This window comes from Salinithrix halophila (genome assembly GCF_042650125.1).
Classification (GTDB): domain Bacteria; phylum Bacillota; class Bacilli; order Thermoactinomycetales; family DSM-45169; genus Salinithrix; species Salinithrix halophila.
Window position 1 is genome coordinate 84312 of the sequence record NZ_JBHSAP010000003.1, and the last position, 18479, is coordinate 102790.

Annotated in this window: 17 protein-coding genes; 6 read left to right on the top strand and 11 right to left on the bottom strand. The window is 51.8% G+C overall.

The annotated features are described in order from the left end of the window. Window positions 1-35 precede the first annotated feature (35 nt). Both ACFOUO_RS00770 and ACFOUO_RS00775 read right to left on the bottom strand, forming a co-directional pair. A complete protein-coding gene (locus ACFOUO_RS00770; protein WP_380701166.1) occupies window positions 36-1565 on the bottom strand; it encodes an ABC transporter permease/substrate-binding protein in 1530 nt (509 codons plus the stop codon). Beyond that, window positions 1546-2622, bottom strand: a complete 1077-nt coding sequence (locus ACFOUO_RS00775; RefSeq protein ID WP_380701168.1) for an ABC transporter ATP-binding protein — start codon at window positions 2620-2622, stop codon at window positions 1546-1548. Before ACFOUO_RS00775 ends, ACFOUO_RS00770 begins: the two co-directional genes overlap by 20 nt. Before the next feature lie 421 nt (window positions 2623-3043). On the opposite strand from ACFOUO_RS00775, the gene ACFOUO_RS00780 reads away from it, so the two are divergent. The 4 genes from ACFOUO_RS00780 (at window position 3044) to ACFOUO_RS00795 (ending at window position 5982) form a co-directional block, all read left to right on the top strand. Further along, window positions 3044-3343: an antibiotic biosynthesis monooxygenase family protein gene (locus tag ACFOUO_RS00780; RefSeq protein ID WP_380701170.1), complete on the top strand. Its 300-nt coding sequence runs from the start codon at window positions 3044-3046 to the stop codon at window positions 3341-3343. A gap of 25 nt (window positions 3344-3368) precedes the next feature. Further along, entirely contained in the window at window positions 3369-3821 is a 453-nt protein-coding gene (locus ACFOUO_RS00785; RefSeq protein ID WP_380701172.1) for a hypothetical protein, read from the top strand. 141 nt (window positions 3822-3962) lie between these two features. Further along, window positions 3963-4493 carry an NfeD family protein gene (locus ACFOUO_RS00790; RefSeq protein ID WP_380701174.1) on the top strand — a complete coding sequence of 177 codons (531 nt, stop codon included), beginning with the start codon at window positions 3963-3965 and terminating at the stop codon, window positions 4491-4493. After that, window positions 4474-5982 carry a flotillin family protein gene (locus ACFOUO_RS00795; RefSeq protein WP_380701176.1) on the top strand — a complete coding sequence of 503 codons (1509 nt, stop codon included), beginning with the start codon at window positions 4474-4476 and terminating at the stop codon, window positions 5980-5982. Before ACFOUO_RS00790 ends, ACFOUO_RS00795 begins: the two co-directional genes overlap by 20 nt. Before the next feature lie 61 nt (window positions 5983-6043). On the opposite strand, the gene ACFOUO_RS00800 is transcribed toward ACFOUO_RS00795, so the two are convergent. Continuing rightward, window positions 6044-7975: a heavy metal translocating P-type ATPase gene (locus ACFOUO_RS00800; RefSeq protein ID WP_380701178.1), complete on the bottom strand. Its 1932-nt coding sequence runs from the start codon at window positions 7973-7975 to the stop codon at window positions 6044-6046. 360 nt (window positions 7976-8335) lie between these two features. Between ACFOUO_RS00800 and ACFOUO_RS00805 the strand changes: the two genes are divergently transcribed. Both ACFOUO_RS00805 and ACFOUO_RS00810 read left to right on the top strand, forming a co-directional pair. Further along, window positions 8336-8701 (top strand): DUF423 domain-containing protein, encoded by a 366-nt coding sequence (locus tag ACFOUO_RS00805; protein WP_380701180.1) that lies wholly within the window; start codon window positions 8336-8338, stop codon window positions 8699-8701. A 272-nt stretch (window positions 8702-8973) separates the two neighbouring features. After that, the gene (locus tag ACFOUO_RS00810; protein WP_380701182.1) at window positions 8974-9345 is read left to right on the top strand and encodes a group I truncated hemoglobin; all 372 of its coding nucleotides are present in this window, start codon (window positions 8974-8976) and stop codon (window positions 9343-9345) included. 174 nt (window positions 9346-9519) lie between these two features. Here the strand turns inward: ACFOUO_RS00810 and ACFOUO_RS00815 are convergent, their stop codons facing one another. The 8 genes from ACFOUO_RS00815 to glmS form a co-directional block, all read right to left on the bottom strand. After that, complete coding sequence (locus ACFOUO_RS00815; RefSeq protein WP_380701184.1) at window positions 9520-10371, bottom strand: YihY/virulence factor BrkB family protein; 852 nt, start codon at window positions 10369-10371, stop codon at window positions 9520-9522. Between the two features lie 355 nt (window positions 10372-10726). Next, window positions 10727-11176 carry a CBO0543 family protein gene (locus ACFOUO_RS00820; protein ID WP_380701219.1) on the bottom strand — a complete coding sequence of 150 codons (450 nt, stop codon included), beginning with the start codon at window positions 11174-11176 and terminating at the stop codon, window positions 10727-10729. Window positions 11177-11431: 255 nt separating this feature from the next. Further along, complete coding sequence (locus ACFOUO_RS00825; RefSeq protein WP_380701186.1) at window positions 11432-12256, bottom strand: C40 family peptidase; 825 nt, start codon at window positions 12254-12256, stop codon at window positions 11432-11434. 300 nt (window positions 12257-12556) lie between these two features. Further along, complete coding sequence (locus tag ACFOUO_RS00830; RefSeq protein ID WP_380701188.1) at window positions 12557-13381, bottom strand: SDR family oxidoreductase; 825 nt, start codon at window positions 13379-13381, stop codon at window positions 12557-12559. A 49-nt stretch (window positions 13382-13430) separates the two neighbouring features. Beyond that, entirely contained in the window at window positions 13431-14876 is a 1446-nt protein-coding gene (gene cls / locus ACFOUO_RS00835) for a cardiolipin synthase (RefSeq protein ID WP_380701190.1), read from the bottom strand. Between the two features lie 390 nt (window positions 14877-15266). Continuing rightward, on the bottom strand, window positions 15267-15725 hold the full coding sequence (locus ACFOUO_RS00840) for a GDSL-type esterase/lipase family protein (protein WP_380701192.1): 459 nt from the start codon (window positions 15723-15725) through the stop codon (window positions 15267-15269). A 259-nt stretch (window positions 15726-15984) separates the two neighbouring features. Beyond that, a complete protein-coding gene (locus ACFOUO_RS00845) occupies window positions 15985-16362 on the bottom strand; it encodes a GDSL-type esterase/lipase family protein (protein WP_380701194.1) in 378 nt (125 codons plus the stop codon). A 217-nt stretch (window positions 16363-16579) separates the two neighbouring features. After that, window positions 16580-18406 carry a glutamine--fructose-6-phosphate transaminase (isomerizing) gene (glmS, locus tag ACFOUO_RS00850; RefSeq protein ID WP_380701221.1) on the bottom strand — a complete coding sequence of 609 codons (1827 nt, stop codon included), beginning with the start codon at window positions 18404-18406 and terminating at the stop codon, window positions 16580-16582. Between the last annotated feature and the right edge of the window lie 73 nt (window positions 18407-18479).

Genomic DNA, 18479 nt, shown 5'->3' on the forward strand with positions numbered 1-18479 from the left:
AAACCCGAACCTCTAACGGTGCGGGTTTTTTCCTCTTAGCGGATCAATCCTTTTTTCTTCAGAAATTCCCGCGCCACCTTCTCCGGGTCTTCATCGTGGAAATCGACTCGGTAATTCATGCGGCGCATTTCCTTCTCCGTAATCCTTCCGGCCAGCTTGTTGAGGGCTCCTGCCAGCTCGGGGTGCTCATCCAAGGTTTCCTGCCGAAGAAGCGGGGCTCCCTGATAAGGCGGGAACAGGTTTTTGTCGTCCTCCAGCTCCAATAGGCGGTACTGGATCATATACCCGTCGGTGGAGTAGGCATCAATTAAGTCGACATCACCCGCTTCCAAAGCTTTCGACCGGAGACCGGCATCCATCGTCCGGATCTGTTTTAGGTGAATCCCGTATTTTCGTTGGATTCCTTTATATCCGTCTACCCGGTCCTTAAACTCGAAGGTAAAACCAGCCCTAAGTTCTTCTTCATACCTCTTCAGATCGGAAATGGCTTTTAGATCGTACTTCTTAGCTGTCTCCTGTTTTACTGCCAGAGCATACGTATTGTTGTATTTCATCGGCTTCAAATAAGCCATCTGATACTTGTCGGCCAACCCTTTCCGAGCCGCCGCGTAAACCTTTTCTTCTTGCGTCGATTCCGGCTCCTCCTTCAATAAGGCGGTCAAGGCGGTGCCGGTGAATTCAGGATAGATATCGATGTCCCCTTTGTTCAGGGCTTTGAAAAGAAAATCGGTTCCTCCGAGATCCGGCCGCAACCGGACGGTCAAATCCGTCTCCTCTTCGATGAGGAGCTTGTACATATGAATGAGGATATTGGGTTCAGCCCCCAGTTTTCCTCCGATCACGATGTTGCTACCGCCTCCTTGGACAGCCAGCGGGGCCAGCACCACGAGCGCCGCGACCGTAACAACGGAAGCAATCGGTTTGAACCCGGCTCCCCGGGACTTCTTCTCTATCAAACGCAGAATACCGTCAAAAAGGAGGGCCAAAAGAGCCGCTGGGATCGCCCCCAACAAGATATATCCGTTGTCCGCCCGCTGAATGCCGGTAAGAATTAAATCCCCGAGACCACCGGCACCGATTAGGGCCGCTAGCGTGGCTGTACCGACAATCAGAACCATGGCCGTTCGGATCCCTGCCATAATCACCGGCATCGCCAGTGGAATCTCCACCGTACGGAGCCTCCGCCAGGAACTCATCCCCATCGCTGTCCCTGCCTCAACAAGAGCGGGGTCAACCTCCTTGATCCCCGTATAGGTATTCCGTAAGACAGGTAGGAGAGCATAAGCGGTCAGAGCGATGACGGCTGGTACCTTGCCGATCCCGATCAAAGGGATGAGGAAACCGAGCAGAGCAAGACTGGGGATCGTCTGAAGTACCGCCGTAATGCCGATAATCACTTCCGCAGCTTTTTTTCGCCGTGTCAGCCAAACACCGAGGGGAACGGCAATCAACACCGCTAGCAAGAGGGAAATCAGGGAGAGTTGCAAGTGTTCCCACGTCGTAGTGATCAAGACATCGGACCGCTTTTGCGCCAAGTGGAACCATTCATTGAAGGTGTTCTCCACTGGCTTCTCCTCCTTCCCGGTTTGTTCTTTCCAGATAGTCCACCATGTTTTTATACGAGAGAACCCCCACCAATCGATCTCCCTTCACGACTGGCAGTCTTTCTAACTCGTTCTTGCGGAAACGGGCTAGTGCTTCCTGAAGGGGAAGATGATTGTCCAGGGCGGGGCCCTTGGACAGCCATTCTCCTCTGTTCCACCGCCCCCGGTATCGTCCCTGTCCGTCTATGACGTAGAAGGGGCCGGTTTTCTCTTCTTTCTTGGCTAGCGCATCCTCTCGGATAATCCAAGGGCTCTCGCCGTCTGCAATGACATCCACCGCCGTTCTCCACGGGGATTTGCGGTCCCCAATAAATCGGCGTACAAAGTCATCTGCTGGATGGTGTATCAGGTTTTGCGGCGTATCGATCTGACAAATGGCCCCTTTTTTCATCAAGCACACCCGATCTCCCAGCGCCAAGGCTTCATCCATGTCATGGGTGACGAAGATGATGGTCTTTTTGATTTCCTGTTGCAGCTTTTGGATGTCCTTTTGCAGCCGTTCCCGACTGATCGGATCCAGTGCGCTGAAGGGCTCATCCATCAGGATGATATCGGGATCAGCGGCGAGAGCCCGAACCACCCCCACCCGCTGCTGCTCCCCACCAGAGAGTTCTGAGGGTCGTCGACTCCGGTAGGTAGCAGGATCTAAGCCCACCATATCCAGGAGTTCGTCGGTTCGCCGCCGAATCTTCCCTTTGTCCCACTTTCGCATCTCCGGCACAACCGCGATATTCTCCGCCACGTTCATATGAGGAAAGAGAGCAATTTGCTGTAGTACATACCCGATATTCCAGCGCAGTTCATGAATATCAAAGTGGTGGATTTCCCTGTCGCGGATCCTGATTTCACCTTCTGTCGGCTCGATCAGACGGTTGACCAGCTTCATCGTCGTGGTCTTTCCGCACCCCGAAGGGCCGATTAAAACAAAAAATTCCCCTTCCTCCACCTGGAAGTTGAGGGACTTCAGCGCTTCAGTCCCGTCCGCATAGGTTTTGCTCACAGCTGAAAAGGTAATCACCGTCTCACTCCCACCCTTTTTCGTACTTGGCCAACCCTGACTTTTTTTCCCTAACCGTCGTGGAAACGACCCTTCTCATTCTCCCCTCTCACGATCTTGAAACAACCATATCAGATTGATCCCTTTCCTGACATCCTTCGGTAGGGGTATACAGAATAGAAAATCTCCCTATATAATGAAACCAAAATCAGACAAAATTCTGGGAACCAATGCAATCATTCCCGGTTTCGAAGGATTGCCCCGGTAGCATGTCCAACATCCAGGCAGATTATCGCTAGCTTCCCAAGCCGACATCTTCACGACATGAACACGGAATGAAAAATTTGTGTTAATTTCATGTCGGTCAGCGAAGAAACGGACGGAACAGCAGGAAAAATCGTGTTTTCCCGTGTACAATGAAAACTGGAGAGGAGTGAAAGACATGTACCAGGTGAACAATCGGATCACCCTTCGGTCCGAGGAGCAATTAGACCACCTCCGCAAGATGTTCGATGGTGCCGCCGGACGAATGGAGACGGTACCGGGCTTTGTTTCCTTCCGGCTGCTAAAGAAGGAGGACGGTTCCCAGCTGGTAGTCGAAACAGTTTTCGAAAGCAAAGAAGCTTATATCAACTGGACGGAGAGCGAACACTTCGCCCGCGCCCATGGCGGAAAAAGCGGCTCCCAAGGAGAGCGGCAAGCCGACCTGGAGCGATTCGAAGTGTTGATCGGCTCCCATTGATTCGAGAAAGGCTTGGTGATTTGAGATGGTAGGTTACAAGATCGCCCTCTTTATCCACATCCTCAGCGTAGCCAGCTGGTTTGGCGGTCTAGCCGTCATGTCCGTTTGGCTGCGTAAATCGATCAAACTGAATGAAACCGGCATTTCGATGACAAAGAGTATGGAAAGCGTCCACAACCTAAACGTTCGCATGATGATACCGGTGGCGATCCTAGCCCTGGCGGCTGGTCTCTACATGCTCGTCTCCGGCAACTTCGGTGCAGACAAGCCCCTATGGCTCACGATCAAGGAGCGCTTCGGCAGCCTTTTTATCCTATTATACGCGATCGGGCTGCCGATCTATGGAGGCAAACTCTTCAAAAAGGTGGCGGAAGGCGGCGATCAGGCTGTTTCGGTTGTAAAACGTTACATCGCCCTGCTCAATACTACCTTGGTGGTCCTTCTCTTTATCATCTTCGTTGTTAGTTTCAAATTCTAATGGCTATACGGTTATCAAAAGAACACCGTTCTCTTCCTTCATGAACAGGAAGAGAACGGTGTTCTTTTTTGAAAAAATGAAACCCTCCCCTCTTTCATCCGTATCATTCAATGACATACCGGTGAAGGGGGTGTGGACCCAATGGAATGGACGACGATTTACTGGGCTTGTTTTTTTATCGGGTTAGGTTTGACAGGGATCATCTGGCTGTTCGGAGATTTGCTGGACGGCGTGTTGGATGGCCTGATGGAGTTGGGTGCTCCTCTGGTAACCCCCCTAACTCTGGTCGGCGCGCTAACCGCTTTTGGAGCTTCGGGGATCGTGCTGGGACAGACGACCCCTTTGGAGGGGCTCCTGCTGACAGGTTCAGCGCTCTTCACAGCGCTGGCCGTCTTTTTCACTCTTTATCTGTTCTTTGTCAAACCCATGGAAAATGCGGAAAGTTCCATCGGCTTTCGACTGAGTGACCTCACGGGCCGGAAGGGGGAAGTCATCACGACGATCCCAGCCACGGGTTGCGGTGAGGTCCTAATCTGGACAGGTGGCGGCAACACCAATCAAATCGCTTCCAGTTTCCATGGAGAATCGATCCCCCAAGGCAGCCGCATCGTGGTACAAAAAGTGGAGGAGCACACGCTGTGGGTGGTACCGGATGAACCTAACGAGGAGTGAACTCAATTTGACCATTCTACCCGTACTGATTCTCGCGGGAGTCGCTTTCTGCGTCCTCGCGATCGGCTTCTGGGCCCGTTACAAGACTGTAGGGGCCGATGAAGCCCTCATCGTCACCGGCAGCATGTTGGGACGCAAAAACGTGCTCACTGACGACTCCGGAAAAAAGATGAAGATCATTCGCGGAGGCGGGGCATTTATCGTACCGATTTTCCAGAGAGCTGAACGCCTCTCTCTCCTTTCCCACAAACTGACCGTCTCCACACCAGAGGTGTACACCGAACAGGGCGTCCCGGTGATGGCCGACGGAGTCGCTATTATCAAGATCGGCGGCTCACTGGATGACGTAGCCACCGCCGCCGAACAGTTCATGGGTAAAGAGGTCGACTTGTTAAAAGATGAAGCGGAAGAAGTGCTGGAAGGCCACCTGCGGGCGATCTTGGGTACGATGACCGTGGAAGAGATCTACAAAAACCGCGACCGCTTCGCTCAGGAGGTTCAGGCGGTGGCAGCTAAGGACCTGAAAAAGATGGGACTAGCCATCGTTTCTTTTACCATCAAGGATGTCCGGGATAACAACGGCTACCTTGACGCGCTGGGTCGCCCTCGGATCGCTGCGGTCCGCCGGGATGCGGACATCGCCGAGGCCAACGCCCGCCGGGATACCGAGATCCAAACCTCCAAAGCCCGGGAAGAAGGGACCAAAGCCACCCTTGTCTCCGAAACCCATATCGCCGAAGCTCAGAAAGAAAAAGAGCTGCACGTCGCTCATTTTAAAATTGAGCAGGATATGAAGAAAGCGGAAGCGGACCAGGCTTATCAATTGCAGGAAAACCGCTACAAGCAACAGGTCGTCGACGAAGAGATGAAAATCGAGCTCGTCCGGAAGCAGAAGGCGATCGAATTGGAGGAAAAAGAAATCCTCCGCCGTGAAAAACAATACGATGCTGAAGTGCGTAAAAAGGCGGACGCCGACCGCTACTCCCAGGAACAGGCCGCCCAAGCTGCCCGCTTTGAACGGGAAGCACAGGCCCGGGCTGAAGCGGAAGCGATCCGTACTAAGGGGTTGGCTGACGCCGAATCCCACAAAGCACAGGGTCAGGCTCAGGCGGAAGTCATTCGATCCAAAGGGTTGGCCGAGGCGGAAGCCAAAGAAAAGCTGGCGGAAGCCTTTGAACGCTATGGCCAGGCTGCCATTCTCGACCTGGTGGTTAAAATGCTTCCCGAACTGGCCGGCAAAGTGGCCGAACCGATGGAACGGATCGATCGTATCACCGTCGTTGACTCCGGCAACGGCGGCGACGGCGCCGCCAAGGTATCTAACTACGTTACCCGCTTGATGGCCCAGGCCCCGGAAATGGTCAAACAGGTCTCCGGGATCGACATCAACCAGATGATCCACGACGCCAACACTCGTAATGACAAACCGGCACACCCTGTCCCATCCCGTCCCGAAACGGAAACCGCAACGGAGAAAACTGCCGGATAACATCTGATATGAAAAAAGAGAGGGGGAAATGCACCCCTCTCTTTTTTAGTCGCTGGAACCATCACTTTAACAGCCGCAATCCGTTCAAGATGACAAGGAGGGTACTTCCTTCGTGGCCGATGACCCCGAAAGGGAGAGAAATTACCCCGAGGAAGTTGGCCGTGATCAGGCAAGTGATTACCACCGAGGCGAAGAGAAGGTTTTGCCTGATGATAAAACCGGTTCGCTTCCCGAGAGCGATCGCATCAGCAACTCGGTTCAGGTCGTCATGCATCAGTACGACCCGGGCGGTTTCCAGAGCAACATCGCTTCCCGCAGCACCCATGGCTACCCCGATATCCGCTACAGCCAAAGCCGGGGCATCGTTCACCCCGTCTCCAACCATCGCCGTCAAGCCGAAACGCCGCTGCCACCGATGAAGAGCGTTCACCTTTTCTTCGGGCAACAGCTCCGCTTCTACCCAGTCTATCCCGACTTCATCGGCAATCGCCGCTGCTGCCTGCCGACGGTCACCCGTCAACATGACTACTTGGACTCCCAGTTCCTTCAACCGTCTCACCACTGTCCTGGCTTCCGGGCGGATCGTATCTCGTAAAGCAATCAGGCCGACGGCACCGTGATCGCTCCGGATGCAGATCACGGTCTTCCCTTCTCCCTCCAGACGGCAGAGCTCCTCAGCCTCCTCGTCTCCGGCCAGCCAGCCCGGCTTTCCCAACCGCCAGGTGGTTCCGTTCCACTCCGCTTCCACCCCGTATCCCGTTTTAGAGCGGAACGATTCTGGCTGGGTACAAGAAATCCCTCGTTGATTCGCCTGTGTAACAATGGCACGGGCGATGGGATGTTCTGACAGACTTTCAACCGAAGCCGCTGCCGCAAGCAGTTCTTTATCATCTTCAGCACCGAATGTGAGGACATCCGTTACCTGCAGTTCCCCTCGGGTCAGTGTGCCCGTCTTGTCGAAGGCGACTACGTTCACCTCGCCAAGGGATTGCACGTAGGCACCTCCTTTAAACAACATCCCTCTCCGTGCTCCCCAGGACATGGCGGACAGTACCGCTGGCATGATGGAAGCAACGACTGCACAAGGAGAGGCCACTACCAGAAAGACCATTCCCCGGTATACAGACTCCTGCAACGTCCATTCCCAAAGGAAGGGGGGAACCAGGATCAACCATAGGGTAACCGCTACGATGCTCCAGGCATAGAGACCTTCCAGACGATCGATGCGTCGTTGAACGGGGGGCTGCTGCGTTTTTGCTTCCTCCACCAGTTGAACGATTTTGGAAAAGGTGCTCTCCGATGCCGGATGATCTACCCGTACAAAGAGAGAGCCCTGGCCATTCAAGGTGCCTGCAAACACCTGGTTCCCCGCTTCTTTGTCCACCGGAACGGACTCCCCGGTGATGGCAGCTTGGTCTACCTCGCTCCGACCTTCCAGAACCGTCCCATCGGCGGGAATCTGCTCCCCTGGTTTAACCGCTACCACATCACCGATTTTCAAGGCATCGATGGAGATCCGCCGTTCCCCTGCTTTCGTCCACAACCAAGCGGACTGGGGCTGGAGGGACAGCAAGGAGGACAGGTCCCGTCGGCTTCGCTGCTCACTGTAGCTTTCAAGGGCACCGCTCAGAGAGAAAATAAAAATGAGCAAAGCTCCCTCCATCCAAAAACCGATCACCGCAGCTCCCCCGCCGGCAAACAGCATCAGCAAATTGACGTCTAGTTTCCCCGCCTTATACAGCGCCATGATCCCTTCCCCAGCTTTGACGAACCCCCCTACCACATATGCAACCAAGTAAAGGAAAGGACTCACATATCCAGCGTTTCCTTCTGTCAGCCAAGCAACTAGGATCAACAAACCACAAAGAAGAGCCGCCGCTCCTTCACCATGTCGCTTCAGGTTTCGTCTCCATCCTGCACCCTTCTCTATACATTCAACCGGACGGCAGGCGGTCATCGGTGACAACCCATCGCGCTTGATCCCTTCCTTCATCATTCATACCGCCTTTCCCCCATAACCCTTGAGAATAAAATTCATTGTTAATAGCCGTATAACAACGCATGCTGCCCGCTCGAAGCGGACAGCATGATGAAAATGAGTCTCAATTTTGGCACCTGTAAATAAAGTTTCCCACGGGAAATTTATTTGTAATTATTATAAATAAATCACAGCCCTTTGCATACCCTTATTTAGAATCACTATCGATTAAGTAGCAGACCCTTTCCCTATCCTATGCTCCTCTCATAAGAAAAGGGACTGGACAAATGGGCGAAGAACTGTGGCGAAGAGGTGAAACCGCGTGATTTCAACCTCAGGTCGATTTATACTACAGGAAAGGGGTGGTGATTCAAAATGAAACTGTTTATCCTGTTGGGAGCTATCAACATGTTTCTGGCGATCTCCCTTGGTGCTTTCGGTGCCCATGGGCTAGAAGGAAAAGTCTCCGACCGCATGTTGTCCAACTGGCAGACCGGGGCTCACTATCACATGATCCATGCCTTAGCTTTGCTGTTCATCGGGCTTTTGATCGATAAGATCGGTCCCTCTCCCCTTGTCAACGTCGGCGGCTGGCTGATCCTCGCCGGCATCGTCCTCTTCGCTGGAAGCCTGTATGTGTTGGTTCTAACCAATATCAAAGTACTTGGTGCCATTACCCCCATCGGGGGGATTTCCTTCCTCACCGGATGGATCTGTATCGCCATCGCCGCCCTCCGATAACCTCTAAAGGCCCCCCTTTTCCTTGAAAGGGGGGTCTTTGTATCGCCCGAAAAACAGAGCAGCCAAACTTTCCCACTCCCCTTTCTGGTAAAAGGGGAGTGTTATCTGTGCCGGTTTTTTGTAGAATTACTGGTATGCTTAATCTATCTGAATAGGCTAACCACGACTGATTTTAATTGAATAAACGCGGGGGAATCTTACCCCTTTTATACCAAATGGTGCTTCCATATCTTCGATCTTCGTAACCATCACCAAGAAGGAGTTGGTCCAGCGTGCCACCGCATCATGAGCTCTCCCTTTATGAACTACTGGGTGACGAGGGCGTATCGGCAGTGGTTAATGATTTCTACGACCGGGTAATTCAAGACCCTCGCTTAAATCATTATTTCCAGGGGATGGACATGAACCGTTTGCGTCAACACCAGATGCATTTTTTGGTCACCTACGCCTTGGGCGGCCCTGAAATTTACAAAGGCCCCAAACTGAGTTTGGCCCATCGGAACCTACACATTACCGATTCGGATTATGAACAAGTCATCCGCCACCTCAACCGGTCCTTGATTCGATTCGAGGTGCCTTTGGAGATCCGCATCAAAATCGAAGCTTTCATCCGAGGGATCAAACCCCACATTATCAACAAATGAATCCCTTCACACCGTCCAAACCAAAGAAACCACTTCCGGAGCTCGGAGGTGGTTTCTTAGCGATAACACGAATGATGGCAGGCGGGAATATCTCTCAGGCGCTGATCACTCTGATAAACATTCCGCGTCCCCCGACCCCATGCAGGCCCGAGGTATAACCCAGTGATAACCCAATCAATGTGTCCCGTTCCTTTCCTTCCGATGTTGATGGACGGCTGCATTAATCACCCCGCCCATGATCAGGATCAAAGCCGTCAGATAGAACCAGACCATCAATACGATGATACCGCCCAGACTGCCGTAGGTTCCGGAGTAATTATTGAAGTGATTGACGTAATAAGAGAACCCAAGAGAAATCAGATGCCAGCCCAGGGTCGCCGCGATTGCTCCTCCAACGACTTCCCGAAGCGGGAGTCTCATGTTGGGAGCAATCTGATAGATGGCTATCAGAACCAGAACGGTTACCACAACCGCGGCTGCCCACCGAAGAGGTCCAAACAATAACTCCGTTCCGACAGATAGGGGGAGGGCACTATCAAGGTAACCAAAAAGCAACTTGCCGAAAACCTGCAAGGTCAGCATCACGGCAAATACCAGAACGATTCCGACTGTCAGAGCCAAGGACAACAGACGGGCCCGAATTATATTACGACTTTCTTCCACTTGATAAGCAATATTCAACATTCGGATCATGGCACTTACCCCATTGGAAGCAATCCACAGGGTGGCGAGGAGACTGAAGGAGAGCAGACCTCCCTTGCGTTGGCTTAAAATCTCCCGGATCGGCTCATCAATCGATTCAGCCGCCGTCCTTGGAACCATCTCCTTCACAAACCGGATGGCTTCGTCAGGATCGATGGAGAAATACGGGAGTAGCGAAACGATAAAAATCAGGAGAGGAAAGATCGAGAGCAGAAAATAATACGCCAAGGCCGCCGCAAGATCGATGACCCCATCATCCATCACCGACCGGTAGACATTTTTCATCACTGGCCAAATTTTTCGTTTCGTTTCTTCTGGCGTCATCTTTTCACCTGCTTTCCCTAATCCTACTATACCCGTTTGCAAGGGTTCCGGCATCAGTATAGCCGAACCCTTCAACAGAAAAAGCCCGCTAAGTAAATGAGCGGGCCTTCCTCTATATTTCTCATTTTTCAGTGATTAGTGCCGCGCTTACGGTAAAATACACCCCGCCTGCTCCCAAGACCAGGATGACCAACCCGATCAGAACGTGGAGCAGATGGGTTTGGGGCAGGTCCGCTCCGTCGTCATCCGTCTGGTTGTTAAAACCTTGGTCGGGTCCGGGTTCACAATAGGCAGGTACCAGTGTCGCTCCGTAAAAATCCTATTCCGGGATGTCCTTCACGCTGATACATTGCTATCAGGAATAGCTGGGGTGACCCCGTTCCGCCTTCCGGTAGTGGACAACGAGTAAGGAGAGCAGGAACAGATTGGCCAGGGCAGACCAACCGATATTCCACCCATTATGATAGGACATCCGACCCTGAGACCCCAAATGAAACTCCACCACCAGGAGAACAATGGCACCACCGATAATCCAAAGAACCTGCCGGAGTCGGTCCTCCGGAAGCTTTTGTACAAAGATCCAGGAACCCACCGGGTAGATGCTGAAATTAAGCAGAATATTGGGCCACAATCCACTAAGTAAAGGATCCGGGTAACTCCAAAAACCCCCGCTGACGGAAGCCGTATCGATAAAAAAGGACCCCAAGCTTCCTGCCAGCGCCGTCGGATATCCTATACGCCACCGTTTCCAGTCAATATAAAGGAGGCCAATGATCCACCAGACAACAAACCAAATCAGGAACACCAACTCGCGATCCCTCCTCTTCCCTAACTTGCCCGAGTTTATTTCTAACCATCCCGTTCCATGAAAAACCACCCCTACTTAACAGGAGCGGTTTTTCTGATATGGTCACGCCACTTCATCAGAGGCGCAGCGATTCTGTGAAGCGGTTTTGAGGTTTTAAGGGGGGATCCACCTAAGGTGGTGGCAAGAGGACACTGCTTTCCCCGATCCCCGACCCCCGTCGAACGACGGGTATAAGTCCCTGTGTTCTTCTCATTATCGGATCACCCGGCGAGCACTAGCATACCGCTGACTCCAGTAGGATTCGCTCAATCGATTGATGCAGACATCGTCCCTGGGATTGGTGGCATGGATGATCTTATCGTCCCCCATGTAGATGGCTACATGGCTGATTCCCCCGCCAGAACCTGTCCGGAAAAAAACCAGATCTCCTTCGCGGAGATTGTTACGGGAGACGGAAACTCCCGCCGTAGCCTGGGCAGAGCTGCTCCGTGGCAGGCTGTAGCCGTTCTTCTTAAAGACATGACGGGTAAAACCGGAACAATCGAAGCTCCCCGGCCCTGCCGCCCCATACCGGTAAGGGTCGCCCAAATGACTTTTTGCATCACCCAGCACGGCATTGGCTTTTTTGCTCCAGCCGGCGGAAGGTGAAGAAGGCTTTTCATTGGGCTCTGACGGCGAAGAGGAAGTCCCCTCCGTGATCCGGATCTTTTGTCCAGGATAAATGAGAGAAGGATTCTTGATCCCCGGGTTTAACTTTAGGATGGATTTCAATGTTAGGCCATGACTGGCCGCAATTCGTCCTAGCGTATCCCCCCGCTTTACCTTGTAAACTCCAACCCCCACAAATTGGGCTTTTGTGTCTACTTTGACGCGAATTCCACCGGAGGCGACATGAAATTGACGCTTTATCGGAGACTGTTGGACGGATACATTTTGGTCGACATGCTTGGTTTCTCCACGGGTCGATTTCTCTTTCTCCACCGGGTAGGCCGCCGCATCAGCCGTTTGAGAACCCAGAATCAGCGAGCCGGCCACCGTCAGTGATGTCATCACCTTCTTATCGGGATATACAGGCATGGGTTAAATTCCCCCGTTTCTCATTTTTCGGCCGTTTTTCTTATCGATCCCCCTTTCTCCAACGGAACTCCCTGACCAGAGAAGCCACCGGCTTTTGTTTCAATGGAGATGCCACCGTTGGTTAAGTTGCTTTTACAAGGGTTACAGCCCAATCATATGAAAGGCGGCCGAAAACATTCCGCTAAATCTCAAAACCTTCCTGGAAGCGAACGTATCCCGCGAAAACATGGCAGGAAGGTTTCACAGGGTAACCCATGAAAATTAAAGAACCCTGGATCAGGGTCCAGGGGTTTGGCGTCCTTATCGAAAGCCGCCGTCTGAATGAATGATTTGTCCGGTGATCCATGCCGCATCTTCACTTGCTAAAAAAGTAACCAACTTCGCTACATCTTCAGGTCTCCCCAATCTGCCCATGGGGGAGCGAGCCAGCAATTCTTTTTTCAATGCTTCCGTTACCCATCCCGTGTCGGTAGGGCCCGGGTCCACCGCATTGACGGTAATCCTAAGGGGAGACAACTCCGCCGCCAATGAGCGAGTAAAAGCCGATATAGCTCCCTTGGTAGCGGCATAGGCCAGCTCCTTCGGCTGCGGCTCTTTGTCTTGCCCTGAAACCATATTGACGATGCTGCCACGCCATTGATTGTCTAATCTTTTCGCAAACTCGACACAGAGAAGACTAGTTCCTCTGACGTTAACCGCATAGTGGTTATCCAAACCCTCCGCATTCAGGTTCTTCCATCCATCCTCTGTCGAATGGGTAGCATTGTTAATCAAAATCGTCGGTACACCAAGCTTCGCTTCGACACGGTCAAACAGCTGAGACGGGACTTGGGGATCCGCCAGATTCCCTTCGAAATGATCCGCATGAACTCCTTTTTCGCTAAGTTCCTCACAAAGCAAGGTGGGCCAATCATGATCCGCACCCCACTCCATGGTTTGGTCATAGGTTTTCCAGTGGGTAAAGAAAACGTCAGCGCCTTCATCTGCTAAGGCTCGACAGATGGCCGTCCCTATCCCTTGACGGCGGCTAGCCCCCGTAACAATCGCAACCCGTCCACTTAAACGACCTTTACACCGATGATTGATCGAACTCACCTCATAGATAAAGATTGGATGAGGAAACATCGATTTTTGTCACCCATTTGGATCCACCTCCTACCGTCCCACAGGATCGTTATAGAATGGGGGATAGTAACCGGGAAATCGACTCTTTAAAACGAACCGTATAAGAGCGCTGTCGGTAATCTTCCAGCGTCAGGGGAGTGGCTTGGAGGATATCCTTTTGGAAGATTTCAGCCAATTGTTCAGCGGTCCTACGGTGATATAAGAAGGCATTTACTTCAAAATTCAGGCGAAAACTCCGCATGTCGATATTGGCTGTTCCTACCGAAGCAATTTTTCCATCGACCACAATCGTCTTCGCATGGAGAAAGCCGTTTTGATAGATATAGACCCTTCCCCCGGCTTTCAAGAGCTCCCCCACATTGAAGTAGGTAGCCCAATAGACGAAGGGATGATCCGGCTTGTCGGGGATCATGATGGATACATCGACCCCTGATAAGCAGGCGATTTTCAAAGCGGCCAACAAGCTGTCGTCCGGAATGAAATAAGGGGTTTGGATATGGACATATTTTTTTGCAGATAAAATCATTTTGATATAGCCGTTTTTAATGGGCTCCCACTCGGAATCAGGCCCGCTGGCTACAATTTGAGCCCCCACTCCTCCTAAAGAGGAGGATGTCGGGTAATACTCATCCTGAAAGGAGAGATCATGGCTAGAAGCCTGGTTCCAATCGAGAATGAAACGGGATTGAATGTGGTGAACGGCCTCCCCCCTGATCTTTAAATGGGTATCCCGCCAGTATCCAAACCGGGGATTTAACCCCAAATATTCATTACCGATATTGAATCCTCCGATATACCCGATCTTTCCGTCAATCACGACCAGTTTTCGGTGGTTGCGATAATTCAACCGCATGTTGATCAAGGGAAGCCTAGCAGGGAAAAAAGCCTCGATTTCCCCGCCGGCAAGGCGAAGGTCTCGGATAAATGCTTTGCTTAACCGTCTGGAACCCAAATCATCATAGATAACCCGGACTTGAACCCCTTCGCGGGCTTTTTTTGCCAGTACCTTAGCTATCTTTTTCCCGAGCTCATCGTTGCGGATAATATAGTAGAGCAAGTGGATATGATGTTGGGCTCCTTCAAGATCTTTTAATAAAGCATCGAATTTCTCATGGCCATCGGTGAAAATCTCCACTTCATTGGTCTGGCTTAAAACAGACTGATCTTTGTTCAAAAACATCAGCACTAATTCTTTGTATTCATTTAAAATCGAATCACGAAATAAAAATTCCCGGTTACTCCATTTCACCTTTTGGGCGGTTACCGCTTTTTTTAACCGGGTGTGGATTTGTTTATCCCAGGTAAAGATCTTTTGTTTGCTTAAGTTCCGACCAAAAAGCAGATAGATAAGAAACCCAAGGACAGGAATGAAGGTTAACACCATCAACCATGCCCAAGTAGAACTAGCGTCCCGACGTTCAAGAAAGATAAGGACTGTCGCGAAAACCATGTTTAGGATCAGCAGGATACTTAATACTACTGTAGCACCATCCAAGTTCTCTCTCTCCTTATAACCCTATCCGTCTTTCGCGGGAGAAGGGTAAACGCCTCCTGAACGGAGGTCTCGAAGGCTCCATCCGATCCTAAATTTGCCCATCTTGCCAATTGATGAGCTCCCTGTCCCTATTCTACCAGGTATCACCGACCATAGTGTATGATACCTTTGCGAGCGATACTTCAGTGATGAGACTTAACCATCCGGGTAACCGATAGGTAAATTTCTCGTCATTGAGGTCCCCCCCCTTTATACTGCTCTTTTATGTACCCGTTTTCCCGCTACTGAAAGCCCTTCCTGATGAAAAAGGTAAGCGGTGCAAATATAGAACATGCCCTTGAAAGAGCATGCTCTTTGTATCCGGTCGATGTACTTTCGGATAAGCAGGTTTTACTCATCTTCACCAAAATCATATTCCTTCAGGATTTGCTGGACGATTAACGCATATCCGCGATGATTAGGGTGAAGTGAATCGCTGAAATAGACTTCTTTTTGCTTATCCCGGAACAATTCATTCGTCGGAATAAAGGTGACACCGGGGTGTCTTCTGATGACTTCCCGGCTGGTTTTATTCCATTCCTTCACATACTCATCCAGCCCAGCCGGTCCTGGATAAGGGTCATAAAGACCTAAGAGCAAGACGGGGACATCCGGATTCTCTTCTCGCAAGGCGGAGAGGATTCGATCAAGATTTCGTTTTAAATCCACTCGGCCTTTTTTCGTCCCCTTACAGTAAGTTGCCGTTTGAAAGCCCACGGTTTCCAATCGTGGGATGAAAGACGGCGTTGCTCTTTCAACCCCCAAAAAAGGGGGTGGAAAGAGCAACCAATCCCTAATATAATCGAACATATGAGCGATGCTCATCCCACTGGTAGTGGGTGGTTCCTTGAAAACGTTATGGTATGGGGTTCCAGCGGCGAACGAATCTCTCCCGCTGGGTAAAACCATAAGAGTGAGCGATCAGGAACTAGAACGCTGGTAACAGGCGTTCCGCCCATGTGGGTACACTCTAACTGCATGGGATGGGCTGATGAGACAGCCCTGAACTTGGGAGTTGTCCGAAACAGAAATGGACTGAGGGCGCTAACTACCCAAAAATCCCATGGCTTCAGCCGTGTGGAGTCTCAATATTAATCAGATCATTGGTACCGATAAACAGGATTACCGTATCGGCTTTTTTGACTTCTTGCTGGATATTCCAGTGGGCCAGCTGCTTTAATACCCCGTCGGTTTCCTGCCCCCGGATTCCATAATTTTTGATCGTGAAGGTCTTTTCATATTTTTCATTCAGTCGTTCTTCCAGACTATCCACATATCCGTTCCCCAAGCGATCCCCATAGCCATAGGTTAAGGAATCCCCCAAGGCGACCATTCGTTTATCGCTTCCCCATGCAGCCGGCCAAAGCTGACCCGTAATCCCCGTGAGCAGGATCACGATCAAAAAGGCCCCTGCCATTGCAGAAGATAGTATCCAGCTCTTCTTCAAAAAATCCTCTCCTAACCGAACACACGCTTCTCGATCCAACCTTTCCTACCAGGGCACTTGTATTCCTATTTCACCGGTGCTGCTGGACAAAACGCCTGTCGTCCGACGACCTTTCTCGTCCTGCACCCTTTCTCCTCATAAAAAAACCACTTTTCGGGAGATCATGACCTCCCAAAAAGCGGCTGCTGTTTCTATCTTTATTTATGCTTGACCCTATTTACTCCACAGTCACGCTCTTGGCCAGGTTGCGCGGTTTGTCGACGTTGTGGCCGCGTGCGACGGAGGCATAGTAGGCCAGAAGCTGAAGAGGGATAACGGCGAGGGGCGGAGTCAGGAGGGGCAGGGTTTTCGGGATCGTAATTACTTCATCCACGGATTTGCCCAACTCCTGATCGCCTTCCAGACCCAAGCCCAGAATGTGTGCACCCCGGGCCTTCACTTCGATGATGTTGGAAACCATCTTGTCGAAGACAGGCTGTTGGGTTGCAAGGGCGATCACCGGAATCCCTTCCTCGATCAGGGCCAGTGTGCCGTGTTTCAGTTCCCCAGCGGCATAGGCGTCGGAATGGATATAGGAGATCTCCTTCAGCTTCAGAGAGCCTTCCAGCACCACGGCATGGTCAAGACCCCGACCGATAAAGAACAGGTCTTCATGCTTGGCAATGCTTTCCGCAAATCGCCGAATGGGTTCAGGATTCTCCAGCTGCTCTTCCGCCTGTCCTGGGAGTTCGAGGAGCGCTCGGGTGGCTTCGGCCAGTTGGCTTTCAGTGCTAGTCCCAACAACACGGGCCAGGTAAAGGCCAAACAGATAAATGGCAATTAATTGGGATGTATACGCCTTGGTAGAAGCGACAGCGATTTCCGGGCCGGCCCAAGTCATCAGGACTTCGTCAGCTTCTCGGGCAACGGAGCTACCCACCACATTGGTGATGCCTAGCACTTTGGCTCCCGCCTTCTTCGCTTCCCGCATGGCAGCCAAAGTATCGGCGGTTTCCCCCGACTGGCTGACGACGATGACCAAGGTAGAAGGTGTAATGATCGGATCCCGGTACCGATACTCCGAAGCTACATCCACTTCCACCGGGATGCGGGTTAGCTTCTCCACGACAGATTTGCCGATTAAACCGGCGTGGTAGGCGGTACCGCAAGCGACGAAATGGATCTTGTCAAAACGCTTCAGGTCCTCTTTCGTAAAGGAGAGATCCTGGGAAAGATCCACGATTCCATCCTTGATCCGTCCTGCGAGGGTATCCCGAATCGCTTTGGGTTGTTCATAAATCTCTTTGAGCATGAAGTGGTCATAGCCGCCTTTTTCGGCTGTGACAGCATCCCAGGTGACGTGCAGGACTTCTTTTTCCACCGGTTTCCCCTCAATGGAGGATAGCTTCACATCATCTCGTGTGATGACAGCCATCTCCCCATCTTCCAACACATAGACATCCCGGGTGTGTTCCAGGATAGCGGGAATATCTGAGGCGATGAAGTTCTCCCCGTTTCCGAGGCCCACGATTAGTGGGCTGGCGAGGCGGACCGCCACCAGTTTATCCGGTTCTTTGATGCTGGTGATCGCCAGCGCATAGGCGCCCTCCATCCGCTCGACTGCTTTCCGGACGGTGGAGACGAGATCTCCGTCATCAAGATCCTTCAACAAATGGGCGATCACTTCTGTATCTGTCTCTGAGGTGAAGAGGTAGCCCTTGGATTGCAGCTCTTCTTTGAGTTCGATGTAGTTTTCGATAATCCCGTTATGGACTACAGCAAACTGGAAGTCTTCGTCCACATGAGGATGGGAATTCTCATCGGAGGGCTTCCCGTGAGTAGCCCAACGGGTATGTCCGATCCCAATTTGCCCCGGCAGAGGGTGGTTGGATAGGTTCCCCTCGAGAGCCAAGAGGGGTCCCTTGGTCTTCTCCACGTCCAGCCGACCGTCTTGGTTTACAGCGATGCCTGCTGAGTCATACCCGCGGTATTCCAGTTTGCGTAAGCCTTCCACCAAAATGTCCTGGGCGTTCTTCGCCCCGATGTAACCGACAATTCCACACATTGGTTTCACCAAACCCCCTAATGGTTGGGAGAAAGCACCGCTCTCAGGGGTCGTTCTCTGACAGCGGCGCCCC

Coding starts and splice junctions, on each gene's coding strand:
- ACFOUO_RS00780 (WP_380701170.1), top strand. CDS start 3,044: ATGTACCAGGTGAACAATCGGATCACCCTTCGGTCCGAGGAGCAATTA.
- ACFOUO_RS00785 (WP_380701172.1), top strand. CDS start 3,369: ATGGTAGGTTACAAGATCGCCCTCTTTATCCACATCCTCAGCGTAGCC.
- ACFOUO_RS00790 (WP_380701174.1), top strand. CDS start 3,963: ATGGAATGGACGACGATTTACTGGGCTTGTTTTTTTATCGGGTTAGGT.
- ACFOUO_RS00795 (WP_380701176.1), top strand. CDS start 4,474: ATGAACCTAACGAGGAGTGAACTCAATTTGACCATTCTACCCGTACTG.
- ACFOUO_RS00800 (WP_380701178.1), bottom strand. CDS start 7,975: ATGAAGGAAGGGATCAAGCGCGATGGGTTGTCACCGATGACCGCCTGC.
- ACFOUO_RS00805 (WP_380701180.1), top strand. CDS start 8,336: ATGAAACTGTTTATCCTGTTGGGAGCTATCAACATGTTTCTGGCGATC.
- ACFOUO_RS00815 (WP_380701184.1), bottom strand. CDS start 10,371: ATGACGCCAGAAGAAACGAAACGAAAAATTTGGCCAGTGATGAAAAAT.
- ACFOUO_RS00825 (WP_380701186.1), bottom strand. CDS start 12,256: ATGCCTGTATATCCCGATAAGAAGGTGATGACATCACTGACGGTGGCC.
- ACFOUO_RS00830 (WP_380701188.1), bottom strand. CDS start 13,381: ATGTTTCCTCATCCAATCTTTATCTATGAGGTGAGTTCGATCAATCAT.
- ACFOUO_RS00840 (WP_380701192.1), bottom strand. CDS start 15,725: ATGTTCGATTATATTAGGGATTGGTTGCTCTTTCCACCCCCTTTTTTG.
- glmS (WP_380701221.1), bottom strand. CDS start 18,406: ATGTGTGGAATTGTCGGTTACATCGGGGCGAAGAACGCCCAGGACATT.